Source organism: Mesorhizobium sp. B2-3-2, assembly GCF_006442295.1.
In the GTDB taxonomy this organism is placed as follows: Bacteria; Pseudomonadota; Alphaproteobacteria; order Rhizobiales; family Rhizobiaceae; genus Mesorhizobium.
The window spans coordinates 1-18,787 of record NZ_VFWA01000029.1; the positions used below are offsets into that span (position 1 = coordinate 1).

Below are 18,787 nucleotides of genomic sequence, written 5' to 3' on the forward strand. Positions count from 1 at the left end.
CTCGGCTTCGTCGTCATCGCACAATCCCCGTTTCAAAAACAGGGAATCACAACCAGCCAATTTTGCAACAGGCCCACGAGGGGGGAAGGAAGAGCCGCGCCACTCCCTTACCCGTTCACCGCCCGGCTGTCCGCCGGCACCTCTTCCCTTTCCGTCAGCCCGTAGTCCCTCACCACCTGCGCAATCCGCAGACGGTAGCCGGCAAAGATGCCGCCGCGCCCGGCCTGCTGGGCCTGCCGGTGTTCCTCAGTGTTGCGCCATGCCTTCACCGCTTCCTCGTCGCGCCAGAACGACAGTGACAGGATGCGGTCCGGATTGGCGAGGCTCTGGAAGCGCTCCACCGAGATGAAGCCATCGATGCCTTCAAGCAGCGGCCGCAACTCGGCGGCGATGCCCAGATAGGCGTCGCGCCTGCCCGCGGCCGGTTCGACCTCGAAGATGACGGCGATCATGGCAGCACCAGTTTCGCGTGCGGGCCGGACGCCAGTTTCAGGAACATGCGGTCCTCCTTGAGGATGAATTTTTCACGGCGGGCGAATTCGTAGTTTGCCTTGCCGGCCGGGTCGGCGGCAAGCCGGGCCCTATAGGCTTCGTAGGCGGCCAGGCTTTCTATGTTATAGGCGGCATAGGCGGTCGTGGCCGAGCCTTCATGCGGCGCGTAGTAGCCGATCAGGTCGGCGCCGCAGCGCGGAATGGCCTGGCCCCAGTTACGGGCATATTCCTCGAACGCGGCCTTGCCGAACGGATCGATCTCGTAGCGGATGAAGCAGGTGATGGTCATTTCGGTCTCCCTGAGTTGGCGCAGATAATTCGATCTCTGTCGAAACGTCGCCTACGCCGTTGTGCTAGCAGTTTCCTGTCAGGAGCATCGTCAGCGCTCCTTGAGCTGAGCGAAGGATAGTGATTATCTGGCGAGAATGCTTCGATAGGGATGAAACTATGCGTGAGGGACCCGACATTGCCCGCATCGCCAGCCTGATCGGCGACCCGGCCCGCGCCAACATGCTCAACGCACTGATGGGCGGCACGGCGCTGACGGCGAGCGAACTGGCGCTCGAGGCCGGCGTGTCGATGCCGACCGCCTCCTCGCATCTGTCGAAACTGATGGAAGGCGGGCTGCTGACCGTGGCAAGCCAGGGCCGGCATCGCTATTACGGGCTCGCCGGGCCGCAGGTGGCTGAGATGATCGAAGCCATCGCCGGCGTCGCCGAAACTATCGGCCCTAAGCGCGTGCGGCCGGGCCCGCGCGACGGAGCGATGCGCGTGGCGCGCGTCTGCTACGATCATCTTGCCGGCGAGCAGGCGGTGGCGATGCTCGACCGTCTCATCGACCGGAGGCTGTTGCTGCGCGACAAGGGCGAAATCCGGTTGGCGCCTTCGGCCGCCTCGCATTTCGCGGCGATCGGCATCGATGTGGAGGCAAAGGCCCGGCGGCCGGTGTGCCGCGCCTGCCTCGACTGGAGCGTACGGCGCTCGCATCTCGCCGGCACGCTGGGCGCCGCCATCCTCGACAAGATCCTCGCCGAGAAATGGGCGCGCCGGGAGAAGGACAGCCGCGCGGTGATTTTTTCGCCGCCCGGCAAACAGGCGTTCGAGAAGGTGTTTTTGGCTTGAGGGACCGACGCTGTCGCCAGCATCGATCCGTCGGCGGGACAGGCACGAAGGATCGCGGCGCTTCAGATGCGGCCAGAATTACCCCCGCTTCAACACCTTCCCCTTCTTGAAAAAATCCTTCCACGGATCGGCTTCCGCCAGCCGCTTCAGCGTCGTCTTGTCGCCGATGGGGAAGGCGTTCGGCGGCAGGCCGGCCTCGATCTCGTCCCAGGTCACCGGCATCGACACCGTGGCACCCTTCTTGGCCCGCGACGAGTAGGGCGCGACCGTGGTGGCGCCGCTGCCATTGCGCAGATAGTCGACGAATATCTTGCCGGTGCGCGCCTTCTTCGACAGTGTCGCGGTGTAGCGGTCGGGCGCGCCCTGTTCCAGCGCGCGCGCGAAATCATGGGCGAAGCCTTTCACCTCCTCCCAGTTGGCCGACGGTTTCAGCGGCACGACGACATGAAAGCCCTTGCCACCCGATGTCTTGACGAAATTGGGCAGCGACAGCTCGTCAAGCTTGCCCCTTATGTCGAGTGCCGCTGCACGGACCGCCTTCACGTCGACCCCCTCATCGGGATCGAGATCGAAGACGATCTGGTCGGGCCGCTCGAGCTCGTCGACGGTGCAGCCCCAGATGTGGATCTCGACCACACCGAGCTGGACAAGTGCCGCGATACCGTCGAAATCGCGGATGAACAGGATTTCCTCGCCATCCGTCGGGTCGTTCGTCTTCTCGATCTTGTCATGCATGCCGGGTGAGGCGTGCTTCTGGAAGAAGCGTTGGCCGCCGACACCGTCGGGGGCCCTCACCAGGCTGAGCGGGCGATTGACCACGAATTGTTTCATCCGCGGCCACACCAGCGCGTAATGGTCGAGCAGCCCCTGCTTGGATATCTTTTCGTCGGGCCACAGGAGCTTGTCCGGATGCGACAGCTTCACCGTGGTGGTTGCCGCCCTTGCCGGCGTTGCACCGCCTGACGCCGGCTTGGCCCGGGCCGTGCTCTTGCCTGTCGGTATCTTCGGCTTTTCCTGCACGACTTCCTCCGCCGGCTTGTCTTCGCGCAGCCCCTGGAACGAGGCGTGGCGTACTATACGGTCGGAGGTCCAACTGCGGAACTCCACTTCGCCGACAAGCTCCGGCTTCACCCAGACCAGGCCCTTGCCCCTCGGCACGGCCTTGTCGAAGGGCGACGACTTCGTTTGCAGAGCATCGAGCTTCTTCTTCAGGGCGTTGGCGCTGCCGGTCGAGAAACCGGTGCCGACGCGGCCGGCATAGTGCAGCTTGCCGGCCTCGAAATAACCGAGCAGCAGCGAACGCAGCCCGCGCCCGGTCTTGTCGGACGGCAGGTAGCCGGCGATGACGAACTCCTGTCGCAGCGTGCACTTCGACTTCACCCAGGACAGCCCGCGCCCGCTGCGGTAGACCGCGTCGGCGCGCTTGGAGACGACGCCTTCCAGTCCCATGCGGCAGGCATGCTCGAGCATCACCTTGCCGGGCTCGGCGAAATGGTCGCTGAAGCGAACCGCCGAATCCTCCGGCTGGCTGGCCAGCAATTCCCGCAGGGCCTGCTTGCGCTCGACCAGCGGCTCGCGGCGCAGGTCCCGCCCATTCAGCCGCATCAGGTCAAAGACGTAGTAGATGAAGCGATCCGTGCGCTTCGCCGACAGGTCGGCCTGCAAAAGTGCGAAGGAAGAGACGCCGCTGTCGGCCAACACCACGATCTCGCCGTCGATGATGGCGTCGCTGCATTTCAGCCCGGCGAGCTCGGCGACGATCGCGTCGCCGAATTTCTTCGTCCAGTCGAGGCCGGTGCGGGTGAGCAGCCGCACGTCCGGGCCGGCGATCTGCGCCTGCATGCGATAACCGTCGAATTTGACCTCATGCAGCCAGTCTTCGCCCGGCGGCGCTTCCCGTTCAAGCGTGGCCAGTTGTGGCTCGATGAAGTCGAGGCGCTTTGCGTGTCCGGCCTTGGCTTGGGCGGCGGCCGGTTTGTTGGAGTGCCAGACCTTCGCCTTCTCACCTTTCGCGGCCTTGCCCGCCCCGACCTCCTCGATGGTCAGGCCCGACTTCACCGACTTCGGCGCTTCCTCCAGAATATCCTCGCCCGGGCGCGCCGCGCCATCGTCCGACTTGATCAGCAGCCAGTTGTCGCGCTTCTCGCCGGGGCGCGGTCTCAGCCGCACCAAGTGCCAGCGGCCGTGCAGCTTATGGCCGTTGAGCTCGAAGTTGATATGGCCCTTCTTCATCGCCTTGGCGGGATCGCCCTCGGGCACCCATGTGCCCTCGTCCCAGACGATGACCGAGCCGGCGCCATATTCTCCCTTGGGAATGGTGCCCTCGAACGGCGCATAGTCGATCGGATGGTCCTCGACATGCACGGCCAGCCGTTTCTCGTGCGGATCGAGGCTCGGGCCGCGCGTCACCGCCCAGCTCCACAGCACGCCGGCATGTTCGAGGCGCAGGTCGTAATGCAGCCTGGTCGCCGCATGCTTGTGGATGACGAAGATGCCGCCGGCCTCGCTCTTCTTGCCGCGGGCGACCTTGCCGGGAGGTTCGGCGGTTTTCCTGAAATCGCGCTTGGCGTGATATTGTTCGAGGCTGGCCATCCCTTGGTGTCCTCACGCCGATTTGCGCTTGGGCGCGGCTTCTTTCGGCTTGCCGCGTTTGGCCGCCGGTTTGGCTTTCGCCGAGGCCTTGCCGCGGCGGGCGCCGGCTCCGCCATCCGACGAAAGGCTCTTCTTCAGTGCGTCGAAGAGATTGACGACGTTGGAGGGCTTGGGCGCCGCCTTGGCCTTCGGCGCCTTGCGGCCCGCCTTCTTGGCGCGGATCAGTTCGAGCAGCGCATCCTCGTATTTGTCCTCGAATTTCGACGGATCGAATTTGGTTTTCTTCTTGCCGATGATGAGCTCGGCGAGATCGGTCATCTCCTGATCCGTCTTCACGGACTCGATGTCGCCGAAGACGGTGTCCGGCTGCCGCACCGTGTTGTCGTAGCGCAACGTCGTCAGCACCATGCCCTTGCCGAGCGGTTCGATGACCACGGGACGTTCGCGCCGATAGAGCACGATCCGCGCCAGGCCCGCCATCTTCTTGCCGGCCATCGCGTCGCGGATGACGGCGAAAGCGTCCTGCGAGACCTTGTCGGCCGGCGCGACGTAATAGGGCGTATCGAGGTAGATCTGCTGGATGGAGGATTTGTCGACGAAGCCGTCGAGGCTCATCGTATGTGAGGACTCGATCTGGATGGCCTCGATCTCCTCTTCTTCGATATGGATGAAATCGCCATTGTCGTCCTCGTAGCCCTTGATCTCGTCGCCATCCTCAAGCGGCTTGCCGGTTTCGGCGTCGACATAGATCCGCTTCACCGTGTTGCCGGTCTCGCGGTTGAGGATGCGAAACGAGACTTTCTCGGCATGGGTGACGACATTGGTCAGTTCGATGGCGCAGGTGACCAGCGAAAGCTTCAGATAGCCTCTCCAGGCGGGACGCGGCGCCATGATGATTTCCTGTAGAGAAAAGACCTGGCTGGAACGGACGACGACCCCAACGGTTCCAATCCGGTCGAGCCAAGGCCGGCGCGATTGCCTCCGGCCCCGGCTTTCAGCCCCTATTCGGCGGCCTGCAGGTTGACCTTGCTTTCCGCTATCTCGGTCAGCTTGCGATCCGTCGCCTGCTCTTCCTTGAGGTTCTTGGCCAGCACGTTGGCGCAGTCGCTGCGGCCAAGCTGCTTGGCCCAGGCGATCAAGGTGCCGTAGCGGGTCATCTCATAGTGCTCGACCGCCTGTGCCGAGGCGATCAGCGCCGCGTCCAGCACCTCCTTGTCGTCGACGTCGCCGCTGACGTCGTCCGCTTCCTCGAGGATGCCGTCTATGGCCGGGCAATTGACCTCCTTGGCCTTGACGCCGTGCAGTTCGAACACCTGCTCGACGCGTTCGATATGGCCCCTGGTCTGCTCAAGATGTTTCTCGAAGCCGGCCTTCAGCTGCGGATCGGTCGCCTTGTCGACCATCTTCGGCAACGCCTTCTCGATCTGCTTTTCGGCATAGTAGATGTCGCGCAGCGTGTGCACGAAGAGATCGTCCAGCGTTTTGATGTCCTTCGAAAAGAAGCCCATGATTGTGACCCTTCCTTTGCTCTGCGGTTGCGGGTTGGAGGGACACCGGTCGGCGGCCCCGTCGGCCGACCGTGCCGGCTTGAGGAGTCAACGTCTCGTCCCGGGCCGGGTTCCGGACTTGCGGCGTCGAGCAACGAAATTCTCCCGCCAGGGCGAAAAGCTGAAACGCAACCGCACCCAGGCGACATTCAAACGAAACATATGTGATGCAAAAGTCACACAGGCCGAAATGGCGACAAAAGGCGTGGAAAGACCCCGAATCAGCCGCATTCCGGCCATGAAGCGACGGGTTTTCGACCAGAAATTAACATCGCGTTCACCGACTATTCACGCCTCGACGCTATGATTTCCGCAATTCGGAAGGGACACCCGAAAGTCGGGACAGGGACCAGGTAAAATGAACTTCCTCACGCACCTCATCGGCTATGCCGCAGCGATCCGCGAATTCGTCGCGCCAACCTATCGGCCCGAGCGCTACTACATGCGCGGACCGGGCCCGGCCTGCGCTCGTCGCGGCACCTCGTTGGGCGCGCACTGACCATGACTTTCGAGAGCCGACACAACAGCCGCATCTGCAGGCCGGACGCCGAGTCGCGCGCCACCACCTATCGCGCCGAGCGCCCGGCCTTCGCCGATCGGCGGCGTGCGACATCGCCGCGGCTTTGAGACCGCCTTCGCTGGCTTAGTGTCTCAGGACATGGGGCTGCGGGCCTGCGTGAGCGACCTTCTCCAGTTGGGCCCCAGTCCGGTCGGCCCAGTCCAAGCCGTCCTTCTGAATATCCTTCGATGCAAGCCATCCGCTGACCGTCTTCGACAGCGTTTGCTCCAGCCGGGATGATCGTGCGCTACCGCGGCGGGCTCGTGCCGTCCGGCGCACATGGCTCCAGCACAATCGTGCCGCCCGCCACCTTGCCGAGTTCTCGGCAACCCTGACCTGTGCACAGTGTCCAACCATCACCGGTCGCGCCGGAGGCGGCGAGCACGAGGCTCCGCTGCGGCCCGACCTTCGGAGCATAGGCCCACCAGCCGTCTCGCAACACCGCGCCCTCCGGCGGCTCCATGCCGGCGCCCGAGCCTTTTATGCGCGCCTCGGTGACTTGCAGGCCGGAAGGCATCACCTTCCAGTCTTCCTCCCAGCGCGAGCGCTCCACCGAATGCGTCCAGGACAGGGTGAAGGCGGCGGCCGCCAGCGTCACCGTCTTGCCGGCGGCAAGGATACACAGGCTCATGCCTTGGCCGTCACCCGCCGCGCGCGCCAGAAATGCCAGCCGATCCAGGCGAACGACAGTGTCCAGCCCGTCTCGTCGGTGAGCGGGATCGCGGCGACCAGCAGCACGCCGGCACAGAAGGCGACGAGCCGTTCCCACCACGCCATGCGCCTGGCAAGGAAGCCGACGGCGGCGGCACCCCACAGCACGATGCCCATGCACGCCTTGACGACGATGTAGGCGACCTCGACGGGGTAGCCGAACTGGGCGGCGATCGGGCCTGGATCCTGCAGCATGAGCGCCGGCGTGTAGACCGCCATGAACGGCACGACGAAGCCGGCAATGGCGAGCTTGGTCGCCTGGATGCCGATCTTGAGGCCGCTCTCCCTGGCCATCGGGGCGGCCGCGAAGGCGGCCAGCGCAACCGGTGGCGTAAGATCGGCCATGATGCCGAAGTAGAAGACGAACATATGGCTGACCACCAGCGGCACGCCGAGCGACAGCAGCGCCGGGCCGGCCAGCGAGGAGGTGATGATGTAATTGGGAATGGTCGGGATGCCCATGCCGAGCACCAGGCAGGTGAGCATGGTCAGCACCAGCGACAGGAACAGATTGTCCTCGCCGATGGAAATGATCCAGCCGATGAAAGTGGAGGCGATGCCGGTGAGCGTCAGCGTGCCGATGACGATGCCGACGATGGCGCAGGCGATGCCGACAGGCAGCGCGTTCTTGGCCCCTTCGGCGAGTGAATCCACGCAGATCCGCAGCGTTTCGCGCCCGCCCTTGAAGGCGAAGCAGGCGACGACGAGTGCCGCGATGACGAGGCCGAGTATGTTGACGCCGAAGCGCATGAATGAGGCGGCGGCGAGCCCGAGCGCCAGCCAGAAGACGACGCGGAAGGCGAGCGGGCCGATCAGGGCCGCCAGCGGCGTGCCGAGGATGAGCACGATGGTCAGCGCCAGGCCCATCGTGCCGGCGAAGATCGGTGTGTAGCCGGCAAACAGGAGATAGATGAGGGCCGCCAGCGGCAGCACCAGCGGCCAGTGCTGGCGCACGGCGTCCCAGGGATTGGGCAGTTCGGCCTTGGCCATGCCGTGCAGGCCGGCCTTGCCGGCTTCCAGATGCACCTGCCAGAAACAGGCGCCGAAATAGAGCAGCGCCGGGATGATCGCCGCCTTGACCACTTCGGCATAGGGGATGTTCAGCGTCTCGGCCATGATGAAGGCGACCGCGCCCATCACCGGCGGCATGATCTGGCCGCCCATCGAGGAGGTCGCCTCGACGGCGCCGGCGAAGGCCGACCGGAAGCCGAAGCGCTTCATCAGGGGGATGGTGAACTGGCCGCTGGCCACGACGTTGGCGACGCCGGAGCCGGAGATGGTGCCCATCAGCGCCGAAGACAAAACGCAGACCTGCGCCGGGCCGCCGCGCCACGAACCGACCAGGCCGAGCGCGAAATCGTTGAACAGCGCGATCATGCCGGCGCGTTCGAGGAAGGCGGCAAAGACGACGAAGATGAAGATATAGGCGGCCGAGACATAGACCGGCGTGCCGTATATGCCTTCGGTGCCATAGGCGAAAGTGTCGACGAGCTGGGCGAAATCGTAGCCGCGATGGATGAAGGGCGGCGGCAGGTGGTTGCCGACGAAGCAGTAGGCGAGGAAAATGAAGGCGATGATCGCCAGCGGCAATCCCATCAGCCGCCGGGCGGCCTCGAAGACCAGCACCACCAGCACCGTGCCGACGACAAGATCCGGCGTGGTGAGGAAACCGGAGCGGCGGATGAGGTCGGTGTAGAACACCCAATTGTAGAGACCGGTGCCGAAGCCGAGCACGCCGAGCGCCCAGAACACGGCCTTGGCCGGCAGGCTTCGGGCGCGCAAATTGGCGATCAGGCCGAAGCCGAGCAGCAGCAGGAAGCCGACATGCATGGCCCGCACCACCTGGCTCGGAATGCTGCCATAGGCCGCGACGTAGATCTGGAAGACCGAAAAGGCGACGGCAATGGCGAAGGCCGCTTTGCCGGCGATGCCGTCGCCAAAGCCCGGCGGCAAGCCTTCGACCTGCTCTTCGGCGACGGGGAGATGGAAGGTGGAGGATTTGCCGTCGGCTGGCGTTCCATGCGTTGCTTCGCTCATCCGGCCAACTCCAAAGCGAGCGAATTGTAGTGCGAGGCGCTCCCCTCTGCCCTGCCGGGCATCTCCCCCACAAGGGGAAAGATTGGCTGTCGCAATGCTCTTCGCCAAACGCCAACATTGCAAGATAAACGCCGACATTGACGCTGCCGATCTCCCCCCTTGTGAGGGAGATGGCTGGCAGGCCAGAGGGGGGCGCCTGGCGAAGACATGTCCGATTACCCGCCTATTTCAACAGCCCCTTCTCCTTGTAGTACCGCTCCGCGCCCGGATGCAGCGGCACCGGCATGCCGTCGAGCGCCTTGGCGGGGTCTATTGCCTTGGCGGCGGCGTGGGCGGCGGCGAGCTGGTCGAGATGCTCGAACATCAGCTTGGTCATCTGGTAGGCGGTCTCGTCGGAAACGTCGGCGCGGGTGACGAGGAAATTGCCGACGGCCGCGGTCGCGACATCCTCGGCCTGGCCCTCATAAGTGCCCTTGGGGATAACGACAGACAGATAGGGGGCGCCGATCTTGGCGACATCCTCGGCCGGCACGGCGACGACATTGATCGGCACCGAGGTGGCGAGGTCGCGGATCGAGGCGACGCCAAGCCCGGCCGACTGCAGCGTGGCGTCGAGCTGGCGGTTCTTGATCAGCTCGACCGATTCGGCGAAGGGCAGGTATTCGACCCGGCCGAGATCCTCGTATTTCAGCCCGGCGGCGGCGAAGATGGCACGCGCATTGAGCTCGGTACCGGAGGCCGGCGCGCCGACGGACAGGCTCTTGCCCTTGAGGTCGGCCAGCGTCTTGATGCCGGATTCCTGGCTGGCGACGATCTGGATGTAGTTGGGGTAGATGGCGGCGATGCCGCGCAATTTGTCGAGCTCGCCGGGGAAGCCGGCTTCGGCATTGCCTTCGGCGGCCATCTTGACGGAATCGCCGAGCGCGAAGGCGATCTCGCCCTTGCCCTGCTGCAGCAGATTGAGGTTCTCGACCGAAGCCTTGGTGGCCTGCACCTGGGTGCGGGCGCCTGCGATGCCCTTGCCGTAGATTTCCGACAGCGCCACGCCGAGCGGGTAGTAGACGCCCGACGTGCCGCCGGTCAGCACGTTGATGAATTCCTGTGCCCTGGCCGAGGCAATGCCGAGCCCAAGTGAAAGCGCCATTGCGCCGGCCGCAACGAACTTCGTTCTGAAATGGAACATCCGGTTTCCTCCCTGAAAATATTGGCTGCCGCACCACCTCCTCGATGCGAACCGGCCGAGTTTAGACGGCGGGCCGCAAATGCCAACCCGCAATTGCATTCATTAGACGAACGGTTGAATGGATGCGGAAACAGCTCCCGGCTTGCGCGGGACGCGACCGTGGCCGAAAGATTTTTTCCGGCACCTGTCGAAATCGGCCCTTGCCGCGCGACATATGTCCGGCTCGCAAGGACGCGGCCTACGAAACCACGGGAGAAGACCCATGCGATACATGCTTTTGATCAACAACGACGAAGCCGCACTGGCGAACACGCCGATCGAGAAGGCCCAACAGATGAGCGCGGCCTATGGCGCCTATACCGAAGCGTTGAAGAAATCCGGCGCGTGGCTGGCCGGAGAAAGGCTGCGCCCGACCCAGGCAACCACCTCGGTGCGGATCACCGACGGCAAGACCAACGTGATCGACGGCCCCTATGCCGACACCAAGGAACAGCTTGCCGGCTTCTACATGATCGAGGCGCCCGACATCGATACCGCCATCGAATGGGCGGCGCGCTGCCCGGCGGCCAGCACCGGCACGGTCGAGTTGCGGCCGATTTGGGAAATGGCCGAATACATGCCCAAGAAATGACGATGTGATGGACAGCAGCGAGCAGATTGCCCGGGCAGCCGCCGAGGCAGCCGCCCGGCAAAGCTACGGCAAGCTGGTCGCCTGGCTCGCGGCGCGCACGCGCGACGTGGCCGCCGCCGAGGACGCGCTGGCCGACGCCTTTGCCGCGGCGCTCGAACGCTGGCCGCAGACCGGCGTGCCGGAAAAGCCGGAGGCCTGGCTGCTTGCCGTGGCAAGGCGGCGGCGTGTCGACGCGGTGCGGCGGCGGCTCACCAGCGAAGCCGGCCGCGACCATCTCAAGCTGATTGCCGAGGAGGCGGAGGCGTGCATGACCGACCAGGACCTGCCCGACGAACGGCTGCGGCTGATGTTCGCCTGCGCGCATCCGGCGATCGAGCCTGGCGTGCGCGCGCCATTGATCCTGCAGGCCGTCCTTGGCTTCGACGCAGCGACGATCGCCTCCGCCTTCCTGGTCCCGCCGGCGACAATGGGCCAGCGTCTGGTGCGGGCCAAGGCCCGCATTCGTGAAGCCGGCATTCCGTTCCGCGTACCAGAGCGGGCCGAACTCGGCGAGCGCCTGGATACCGTGCTGGAGGCCATATACGCGACCTTCGCCGAGGGCTGGTCCGACCCGGCGGGCACCGAGACGCGGCGCCGGAACCTGGCCACCGAAGGAATCTGGCTCGGCAGGCTGGTGGCCTCGCTACTGCCGGACGAACCGGAGGCGCTGGGCCTGCTTGCGCTGATGCTGTTCGCCGAGGCGCGCCGCGCCGCGCGCCGCGATGGGTCCGGAGAGTATGTGCCGCTCGCCGAGCAGGACCATGCGCTGTGGGATCACGGGCTGATCGACGAGGCGGAAGCCCTGCTCGGCCGCGCCGCCACTCTGGACGCCATCGGCCGCTACCAGCTCGAAGCGGCCGTGCAGTCCGTCCACGCGGCGCGGCGGCTGAGCGGCGAGACCGACTGGGTGGCGATCCGCGAATTCTACGATGCCTTGCTTTCGATCGCACGATCGCCCGTGGTGGCGATCAACCGCGCGGTGGCGATCGCCGAAGCTGAGGGCGCCGTGGCGGGGCTGGCGGCGCTGTACGTGCTTGGCGACGACAAGCGGCTCAATGATTACCAGCCCTATTGGGCCGCGCGCGCCGGCCTTCTGGCCAGGCTCGGCCAGGTGCCGCAGGCGGTCGAAGCCTATGACCGGGCGATCGGCCTCGAAAGCGATCCGGCGGTACGCCGTTTCCTGCAGGTAAAACGCGCGACGCTCAGGCATTGAAATGCCTGAGCGCGGTGCTTTGCCGACGGCCCGTTCAGCCCGGCCACATTTCGTGCGATGCGTTGAGCGTCTTCATCAGCGGGTGCTCGCGAAGCTTGGCCCACAGGCGTTCGATGTCGGGCCAGGCGGTGCGTGCCTTACCGCTGTCGGGATGCCAGGCCACCAGCATGGCCAGATAGATATCGGCCACCGACATCGCCTCGCCTGCCAACCAGTCGCGGCCGCGCAGGCGGCATCGACGACGGCAAAGCCGCGGTCCATCTCGGCCACGGCCGCCTGCTTGACGGCCTTGGCGCCGTCGGCGTCGACCGTATAGCGCGGCGCGTAGTAGAAACGCAGCACCGCCGGATAGAGGGCGGACGACATGAACGCCATCCAGCGCAGGAAGTCGGCGCGGGCCGGGGCATCGGCCGCCGGCGCCAACCCGGCCCGCGGATGGCGTTCGGCGAGCAGGATGCAGATGGCTGCCGATTCGGTCAGCGAGCTTCCGTCCGGCAAGGTCAGCGCCGGCACCTGGTTCAGGGGGCTGATGGCCAGGAAAGCGGGATCGGGCCGGTCGGATTTCGGTACGTCGATCTGCTCGAACGGCGCCTTGGCCAGCGCCAGGGCCGCCTCGACAACGAAGCCGCCGCTGCCGGGACGGGTGTAGAGCTTGTACATGAGGTCCTCCGCCGGCCCTGCGGGGCCCCGGGGCGATATGAACCGGAAGCAGGGCGCTGCTCAAGCCCGCGGCATCCGCCACGGCTGGTTTTTCAGCGGGCCAGGCGAGCAGTGGCAGGACCTTTTGACGTCGGCGCGAAGGATCGCGGCGAATCTATGCTGCGTGCCGCGTACTACGCCCCCAAACCCTCGAACAGGATGGTCGACAAGTAGCGTTCGGCGAAGGACGGGATGACCACCACCAGGTTCTTGCCTTTGTTCTCCGGCCGCGAGCCGACGACGATCGCCGCCTGCAAAGCGGCGCCCGAAGAGATGCCGACCGGCACGCCTTCCAGCCGGGCGACGAGGCGGGCATTGGCGACCGAATCCTCGTTCGAGACCGTGACGATTTCGTCATAGATGGTGGTGTCGAGGATTTTCGGCGCGAAGCCGGCGCCGATGCCCTGGATCTTGTGCGGGCCGGGCTGGCCGCCTGACAGCACCGGCGAGGTTTCCGGCTCGACCGCGACGACATGCAGCGAAGGCTTGCGCTTCTTCAGCACCTGGCCGACACCGGTGATAGTGCCGCCGGTGCCGATGCCGGAGACGATGATGTCGACCTCGCCATGGGTGTCGTTCCAGATCTCCTCTGCCGTCGTCGTGCGATGGATCTCGGGATTGGCCGGGTTCTCGAACTGCTGCGGGATGATGGCGTTGGGGATGGTGGCCGCCAGTTCGTCGGCCTTGGCGATGGCGCCCTTCATGCCTTTCGGCCCTTCGGTCAGCACCAGTTCGGCGCCGAGCAGCGCCAGCATCTTGCGGCGCTCGACCGACATCGTCTCGGGCATGGTAAGGATCAGCTTGTAGCCCTTGGCGGCTGCGGCAAAGGCAAGCGCTATGCCGGTATTGCCCGAAGTCGGCTCGATCAGCGTCGTCTTGCCGGGAGCGATCTTACCCGATGCCTCGAGCGCCTCGATCATCGCCACGCCGATACGGTCCTTGACCGAGGCGATCGGGTTGAAGAATTCGAGCTTGGCGATGAGATGGGCAACGATGCCCTTCTCCTTGGCGAATTTGTCGAGCCGCACCAGTGGCGTGTCGCCGATCGTATCGGTGATGGAATTGTAGATGCGGCCACGGCCGGGAACACGAGCGGAGGCGGCGGACTTGTTCATTGGTTTGGCTCCCAGAATGTCAGGCGGATGGAACTGATCTCAGACGGATGGCCGCCAGGATAGGCCTTCCACGGACGCAAGATAGACCGTCGCCCGAAAATATCCGAGTGGGGCGCGTGTCTAAAACGCATCGGCCTCGGAAAAGCATTCCCGCAAAAGCCGAGCCGGCGGAATGCTTTGGCAAAAATGGCCCTATTGGCGGGCGGCGATCGCCGCCGCCGCGCCGACCATGAAACCGGCCGCGGTGCGGTTCAGCGCCTTCAGGGCGCGCGGCGAGCGCAGGAACCAGCGCGCCTTGGCCGCCAGCGCCAGATAAGGCACCAGCACCACGAACAGGACGAGGACGGTGAGTGCGGCGAGGATGCCGTAATCGGCCAGCGTGATGGTCTTGAGGTCGACGATGGTCGGCGTGATGGCGAGATAGAAGATCATCGTCTTCGGATTGCCGAGCGTCACCGTCAGGCCGGCGAGGAAGCTCGACGCCAGCCCGCCCTTGCCTTTCCTGGCCTCGACCGTCTCGGGCGTGATGCCGGCGGTCCAGAAGCGCCAGCCGAGGAAGGCGAGATAGGCGACGCCGGCCCATTTGACGGCGAGGAACACCAGGCCGAAGGTCTGCGCGACGAAGGCAAGCCCAAGCACCACGGCGGTGAGATAAAGGAGGTCGCCGAGCATCAGGCCAAAGGACATGGCCAGCGAGGAGCGGAAGCCGGAACCGAGCGCGCGCGCCATAAGCGCGGTGATGCCGGGGCCGGGAATGGCGGCGGCGAGGCCAAGGGCTGCGCTGTAGGCGAGGAAGCCGGTGAGGGTCATGGAGAAGGCCGTGTGTCGGGGAAACGCTGCTGGGAGGGCGCCTTGTCGCACAGAGTTTGGCGGGTGGGAATTGCCTGGATCCGGATTCGGTTGCACCAGGCATGCCCCGCGCTCGGGACCTCCCAAGCGGGTCAGGACCGCCCGTCGCCGTAGGTCACGCGCCAGATGGTGCCGTTGCCGTCCTCGGTGACGATCAGCGCGCCGTCGTTCGCCACCGCCACGCCGACCGGCCGGCCCCAGACCTCGCCGCCGGAGGTGACGAAGCCGGTCATGAAATCCTCATATTCGCCGGTCGGCTTGCCGTCCTTGAACTTGAGCCGCACCACCTTGTAGCCGGTCCTGTTGCCGCGATTCCACGAACCGTGCAGGGCGACGAAGGCGTCGCCCCTGTATTCGGCCGGAAAACCGGATCCCGCGCGGACATTCCTGCCGTCGTAGAAGGCGATGTTGAGCGGCGCCGAATGCGCCTGCATCAGAATGTCGGGGACGGTGACCTTGCCGGCAAGGTCGGGACGCGCGCCCTTGTGGCGCGGATCCTCATTGTCGCCGATATAGTACCAGGGCCAGCCGTAGAAGGCGCCTTCCCTCACTTCGGTCGCATATTCGAACGGCACATTGTCGCCGAGCGCGTCGCGCTCGTTGACCACGCACCACGGCGCGCCCGTCGCCGGCTGGATGGCCATGCCCGAACAATTGCGCAGGCCGGTGGCAACGATGCGGCCATTCTTGCCGTCCGGGTCGAAAGCCCTTACGTCGGCGCGGCCTTCCTCCGAGCCCCAGGCGGCGCCGAGCGGCTTCGACCTGGCCCAGGCATCGAGCCCGCCCCGCGGTTTCCTTGCCATGTCCTGGGCGGCGTTCGAGCCGGAGCCGACCGAGAGATAGAGCGTCTTGCCGTCCGGCGAGAAGGCGATGTCGCGGGTCCAGTGATGAGTGGCCGGAATGTCGCGGACAATCGTTTCCGGCTCGCCGGAGGCCTTCAGGTCGCCATCGCGGTAGGGAAAGCGCACGATGCTGTCGCTGTTGGCGACATAGACCCATTGCGGACTGTCCCCGGGCGGATAGAAGGCGATGCCGTAGGGCTGGTTGAGATTGCGGGCGAAGACGCCGTCACTGACGGGTTTCGCGTTGCCCTCGCCCAGACGGTAGACGCGGACCTGGTTGGCCTCGCTGTCGGCGACGAACAGGTCGCCATTGGGCGCGACGCGCACGACGCGCGGATTGTCGATGCCCGAAGCGATCAGTTCCGCCGAAAAACCCGCCGGCAGCCGCGGCTCGGCGCCTTGCGGCCTTTGCACCGGACCGGCGCTGTTCGAGGCGGATCTGGTGACATAGGGCCTGGGCTGGTCTTGCGGGCTGATCAGCCGGCGCACGCCCGGCTCGTCGGCCCGCCAGTCACCAAATGCGGCCGCGCCCTTGAGCACCGGTTCTGTCTGCTGGGCCAATGCCGTCGCGGCGAAAAGCAAGGCTGCGGGGATCGCCACGGCGCCGGCAAGTCTGATCATCCCAGTCTCCAGCTTCTCGCTTCGCTATGCATGTCGTTGTCCCAAGACCGAGGATCACATGCATCAGGGGAACGGGCGGGCTCGGCAGTCGTTCCGGACGACACGGGGAGTTGAAGGAATTCGGGTCAGGTATCCGCGTCGAGATCGGCGTCGAGGTTCTTTTCCAGTTCGACGAGGTCGGCCGGCAGCGGCATGCCCATGGCGCGCATTTCGCGCAGCTTCTCGCGCAATTGCTCCTGCACTTCCCGCACATCCTCAGGCTGGTTGACCATCTCCTCCAGCAGTAGGCTGATCTGGGCCTTGAACGATTCCAGCGCCATTTTTTCCTCCTCGGCCGTCTGGATCGATCCCAGCTCTCAGCGCAGCATGCGCGATATCAGCTGCGCCGTATAGTCGACCATCGGGACAATGCGGGCATAGTTGAGCCGGGTCGGGCCGATGACGCCGAGCGCGCCGACGACGCGGGCGTCCTTGTCGCGGTAGGGTGCCACGACGAGCGACGAGCCGGAGAGCGAGAAAAGCTTGTTTTCCGAGCCGATGAAGATGCGCACGCCCGGTCCCGCCTCGGCGAGGTCGAGCAGCTGGATCAGCCCGTCCTGCGTCTCCATGTCCTCGAACAAATGGCGCAAGAGTTCGATGTCCGCCTGGGCGGTGACGTTTTCGAGAAGATTGGCGCGACCGCGCACGATCAGGCGCGCCGGCAGGCCGCTTTCCGCGCCGGCCCACACCGCCAGCCCTTTCTCCACCAGGTCCTGCGACAGCGTGTCGAGCGCTGCCCTTGTCTCTTCCTTGATACGCGCGACCTCCGCCCGCGCCTCGGCCAGCGTACGGCCGCGAATATGGGCGTTGAGGAAATTCGAGGCCTCGTGCAATTGCGAGACGGTGATGCCGGCCGGCAGATCGATGACCCGGTTCTCGACGTCGCCGTTCTGCGACACCATCACGGTCAGCGCCTTGGTCGGCTCGAGCTGGATGAACTCGATGTGCTTGAGCGCCACCTCGTTCTTGGCGGCCAGCACCAGGCCGGCGCCGCGCGACATGCCAGACAGCATCTGGCTGGCCTCGGTCAGCATGTGTTCCAGCGTGGCGCCCGAGCCGGAGGCGCGCACCTGCGCCTCGATGCTGCGCCGCTCCTCGTCGGAGAGGTCGCCCAGTTCCATGAAGGCGTCGACGAAGAAGCGCAGGCCGGCCTGCGTCGGCAGGCGGCCGGCCGAGACGTGCGGCGCATAGATCAGGCCGAGATGTTCGAGGTCGCTCATCACGTTGCGGATGGTGGCCGGCGACAGCGAGGACGGCAGGATGCGCGACAGGCTGCGCGATCCCACGGGCTCGCCGTCCCTCAGATAGGAATCGACGATACGCCGGAAGATGTCGCGCGAACGCATATCGAGCGCCTGAAGTGCCGGCGCGGGAAGAGCGAGCGACTGCGAAGCGGGATCGACTGCCTTGGTCATTGCGGCCATAACCTCCGGTTCAAGGATATAGACTTCGCGGCGCCGCGCGCAACCCGGTGTCGCACTTGCGATCACCCCGGTGTCGCACTTGCGATCATCCGGTGTCGCGTTGCGCGATCACCCAGTGTCGCCGCGTTTGCGGTCGCCGGTCCATTTTCCTTTACGCCGTGCCCCGCATGCGTCTAAAAGCCGGCCAAGATTCAAAAAAGCTGACAAGAAAGCAGGCCGAATGCGCCCCTCCAAACGCCAGTTCGACGAAATGCGCGCCATCTCCTTCGAGCGCGGCGTCTCCAAACATGCCGAAGGCTCGTGCCTGGTGAAGTTCGGCGACACGCATGTCCTGTGCACGGCAAGCCTGGAGGAAAAGGTGCCGGGCTGGATGCGCAATTCCGGAAAAGGCTGGGTGACGGCCGAATACGGCATGCTGCCGCGCTCGACCGGCGAGCGCATGCGCCGCGAGGCCTCCGCCGGCAAGCAGGGCGGGCGCACGCTGGAGATCCAGCGGCTGATCGGCCGCTCGCTGCGCGCCGTGGTCGACCTGCAGGCGCTGGGCGAGCAGCAGATCACCGTCGACTGCGACGTCATCCAGGCCGATGGCGGCACCCGCACCGCCTCCATCACCGGCGGCTGGGTGGCGCTCTACGATTGCCTGCGCTGGATGGAAGCGCGGCAGATGGTGAGCGTCGGCAAGGTGCTGAAGGACCATGTCGCGGCGATTTCCTGCGGCATCCATGAAGGCCAGCCGGTCATCGACCTCGACTATCTCGAAGATTCCTCCGCCGGCACCGACGCCAATTTCGTCATGACAGGTAAGGGCGGCATCGTCGAGATCCAGGGCACAGCCGAGGGCGAGCCCTTTTCGGAAGGGCAGTTCGCCGAGCTGATGGGCCTGGCCAAGAAAGGCATCCAGAGGCTGGTGAGTCTGCAGCAGATGGCGGTGGTTTGAATCCTGGATGCCGAGCGTGAGCGCCCCCCTCTGTCCTGCCGGACATCTCCCCCACGAGGGGCCTGTTGCAAAATTGGCTGGTTGTGATTCCCTGTTTTTGAAACGGGGATTGTGCGATGACGACGAAGCCGAGCG

The 18,787-nt window shown here is 65.3% G+C and carries 18 protein-coding genes and 1 pseudogene; 5 read left to right on the plus strand and 14 right to left on the minus strand.

What is annotated here, in order from left to right; translation table 11 throughout:
• Window positions 1–107: 107 nt before the first annotated feature.
• Both FJ964_RS30700 and FJ964_RS30705 read right to left on the minus strand, forming a co-directional pair.
• The gene (locus tag FJ964_RS30700; RefSeq protein WP_140554480.1) at window positions 108–452 is read right to left on the minus strand and encodes an antibiotic biosynthesis monooxygenase; all 345 of its coding nucleotides are present in this window, start codon (window positions 450–452) and stop codon (window positions 108–110) included.
• Window positions 449–781 carry an NIPSNAP family protein gene (locus FJ964_RS30705; RefSeq protein WP_140491782.1) on the minus strand — a complete coding sequence of 111 codons (333 nt, stop codon included), beginning with the start codon at window positions 779–781 and terminating at the stop codon, window positions 449–451. The genes FJ964_RS30700 and FJ964_RS30705 overlap by 4 nt, the downstream gene beginning before the upstream one ends.
• Window positions 782–939: 158 nt before the next feature.
• Between FJ964_RS30705 and FJ964_RS30710 the strand changes: the two genes are divergently transcribed.
• On the plus strand, window positions 940–1,614 hold the full coding sequence (locus tag FJ964_RS30710; RefSeq protein WP_140554482.1) for a winged helix-turn-helix domain-containing protein: 675 nt from the start codon (window positions 940–942) through the stop codon (window positions 1,612–1,614).
• Window positions 1,615–1,692: 78 nt separating this feature from the next.
• On the opposite strand, the gene ligD is transcribed toward FJ964_RS30710, so the two are convergent.
• The 3 genes from ligD to FJ964_RS30725 all read right to left on the minus strand — a co-directional run bounded on the left by ligD (window position 1,693) and on the right by FJ964_RS30725 (window position 5,714).
• Window positions 1,693–4,206, minus strand: coding sequence for a DNA ligase D (ligD, locus tag FJ964_RS30715; protein ID WP_140554483.1), 2,514 nt, complete (start codon window positions 4,204–4,206; stop codon window positions 1,693–1,695).
• Window positions 4,207–4,218: 12 nt separating this feature from the next.
• The gene (locus tag FJ964_RS30720) at window positions 4,219–5,097 is read right to left on the minus strand and encodes a Ku protein (protein WP_140554485.1); all 879 of its coding nucleotides are present in this window, start codon (window positions 5,095–5,097) and stop codon (window positions 4,219–4,221) included.
• Between the two features lie 110 nt (window positions 5,098–5,207).
• Complete coding sequence (locus FJ964_RS30725; protein WP_140554487.1) at window positions 5,208–5,714, minus strand: ferritin-like domain-containing protein; 507 nt, start codon at window positions 5,712–5,714, stop codon at window positions 5,208–5,210.
• A 397-nt stretch (window positions 5,715–6,111) separates the two neighbouring features.
• Between FJ964_RS30725 and FJ964_RS30730 the strand changes: the two genes are divergently transcribed.
• Window positions 6,112–6,252: a hypothetical protein gene (locus FJ964_RS30730; protein WP_013892047.1), complete on the plus strand. Its 141-nt coding sequence runs from the start codon at window positions 6,112–6,114 to the stop codon at window positions 6,250–6,252.
• A 307-nt stretch (window positions 6,253–6,559) separates the two neighbouring features.
• Here FJ964_RS30730 and FJ964_RS30735 read toward each other — a convergent pair whose 3' ends face one another.
• From FJ964_RS30735 to FJ964_RS30750, 3 genes are all read right to left on the minus strand, one after another.
• Window positions 6,560–6,943 (minus strand): DUF1850 domain-containing protein, encoded by a 384-nt coding sequence (locus FJ964_RS30735; protein ID WP_140554488.1) that lies wholly within the window; start codon window positions 6,941–6,943, stop codon window positions 6,560–6,562.
• Entirely contained in the window at window positions 6,940–9,060 is a 2,121-nt protein-coding gene (locus FJ964_RS30740; RefSeq protein WP_140554490.1) for a TRAP transporter permease, read from the minus strand. Before FJ964_RS30740 ends, FJ964_RS30735 begins: the two co-directional genes overlap by 4 nt.
• 223 nt (window positions 9,061–9,283) lie before the next feature.
• Entirely contained in the window at window positions 9,284–10,243 is a 960-nt protein-coding gene (locus tag FJ964_RS30750; protein ID WP_140554493.1) for a TAXI family TRAP transporter solute-binding subunit, read from the minus strand.
• A 262-nt stretch (window positions 10,244–10,505) separates the two neighbouring features.
• On the opposite strand from FJ964_RS30750, the gene FJ964_RS30755 reads away from it, so the two are divergent.
• Both FJ964_RS30755 and FJ964_RS30760 read left to right on the plus strand, forming a co-directional pair.
• Entirely contained in the window at window positions 10,506–10,874 is a 369-nt protein-coding gene (locus FJ964_RS30755; RefSeq protein ID WP_140554494.1) for a YciI family protein, read from the plus strand.
• A 7-nt stretch (window positions 10,875–10,881) separates the two neighbouring features.
• On the plus strand, window positions 10,882–12,126 hold the full coding sequence (locus tag FJ964_RS30760) for an RNA polymerase sigma factor (protein WP_140554496.1): 1,245 nt from the start codon (window positions 10,882–10,884) through the stop codon (window positions 12,124–12,126).
• Between the two features lie 34 nt (window positions 12,127–12,160).
• Here the strand turns inward: FJ964_RS30760 and FJ964_RS30765 are convergent.
• The 6 genes and pseudogenes from FJ964_RS30765 to hrcA all read right to left on the minus strand — a co-directional run bounded on the left by FJ964_RS30765 (window position 12,161) and on the right by hrcA (window position 17,706).
• Window positions 12,161–12,786: pseudogene (locus FJ964_RS30765) on the minus strand (glutathione S-transferase family protein).
• Window positions 12,787–12,959: 173 nt separating this feature from the next.
• A complete protein-coding gene (gene cysK, locus FJ964_RS30770) occupies window positions 12,960–13,940 on the minus strand; it encodes a cysteine synthase A (RefSeq protein WP_140554498.1) in 981 nt (326 codons plus the stop codon).
• A 192-nt stretch (window positions 13,941–14,132) separates the two neighbouring features.
• Complete coding sequence (locus tag FJ964_RS30775) at window positions 14,133–14,750, minus strand: LysE family translocator (protein WP_140554500.1); 618 nt, start codon at window positions 14,748–14,750, stop codon at window positions 14,133–14,135.
• Window positions 14,751–14,881: 131 nt separating this feature from the next.
• On the minus strand, window positions 14,882–16,252 hold the full coding sequence (locus FJ964_RS30780; RefSeq protein WP_140554502.1) for a sorbosone dehydrogenase family protein: 1,371 nt from the start codon (window positions 16,250–16,252) through the stop codon (window positions 14,882–14,884).
• Window positions 16,253–16,377: 125 nt separating this feature from the next.
• Window positions 16,378–16,572 carry a hypothetical protein gene (locus FJ964_RS30785; protein ID WP_140554504.1) on the minus strand — a complete coding sequence of 65 codons (195 nt, stop codon included), beginning with the start codon at window positions 16,570–16,572 and terminating at the stop codon, window positions 16,378–16,380.
• A gap of 36 nt (window positions 16,573–16,608) precedes the next feature.
• Window positions 16,609–17,706 carry a heat-inducible transcriptional repressor HrcA gene (gene hrcA, locus FJ964_RS30790; RefSeq protein ID WP_140554505.1) on the minus strand — a complete coding sequence of 366 codons (1,098 nt, stop codon included), beginning with the start codon at window positions 17,704–17,706 and terminating at the stop codon, window positions 16,609–16,611.
• 229 nt (window positions 17,707–17,935) lie between these two features.
• Between hrcA and rph the strand changes: the two genes are divergently transcribed.
• A complete protein-coding gene (rph, locus tag FJ964_RS30795) occupies window positions 17,936–18,652 on the plus strand; it encodes a ribonuclease PH (protein ID WP_140554507.1) in 717 nt (238 codons plus the stop codon).
• The last annotated feature ends 135 nt before the right edge of the window (window positions 18,653–18,787 follow it).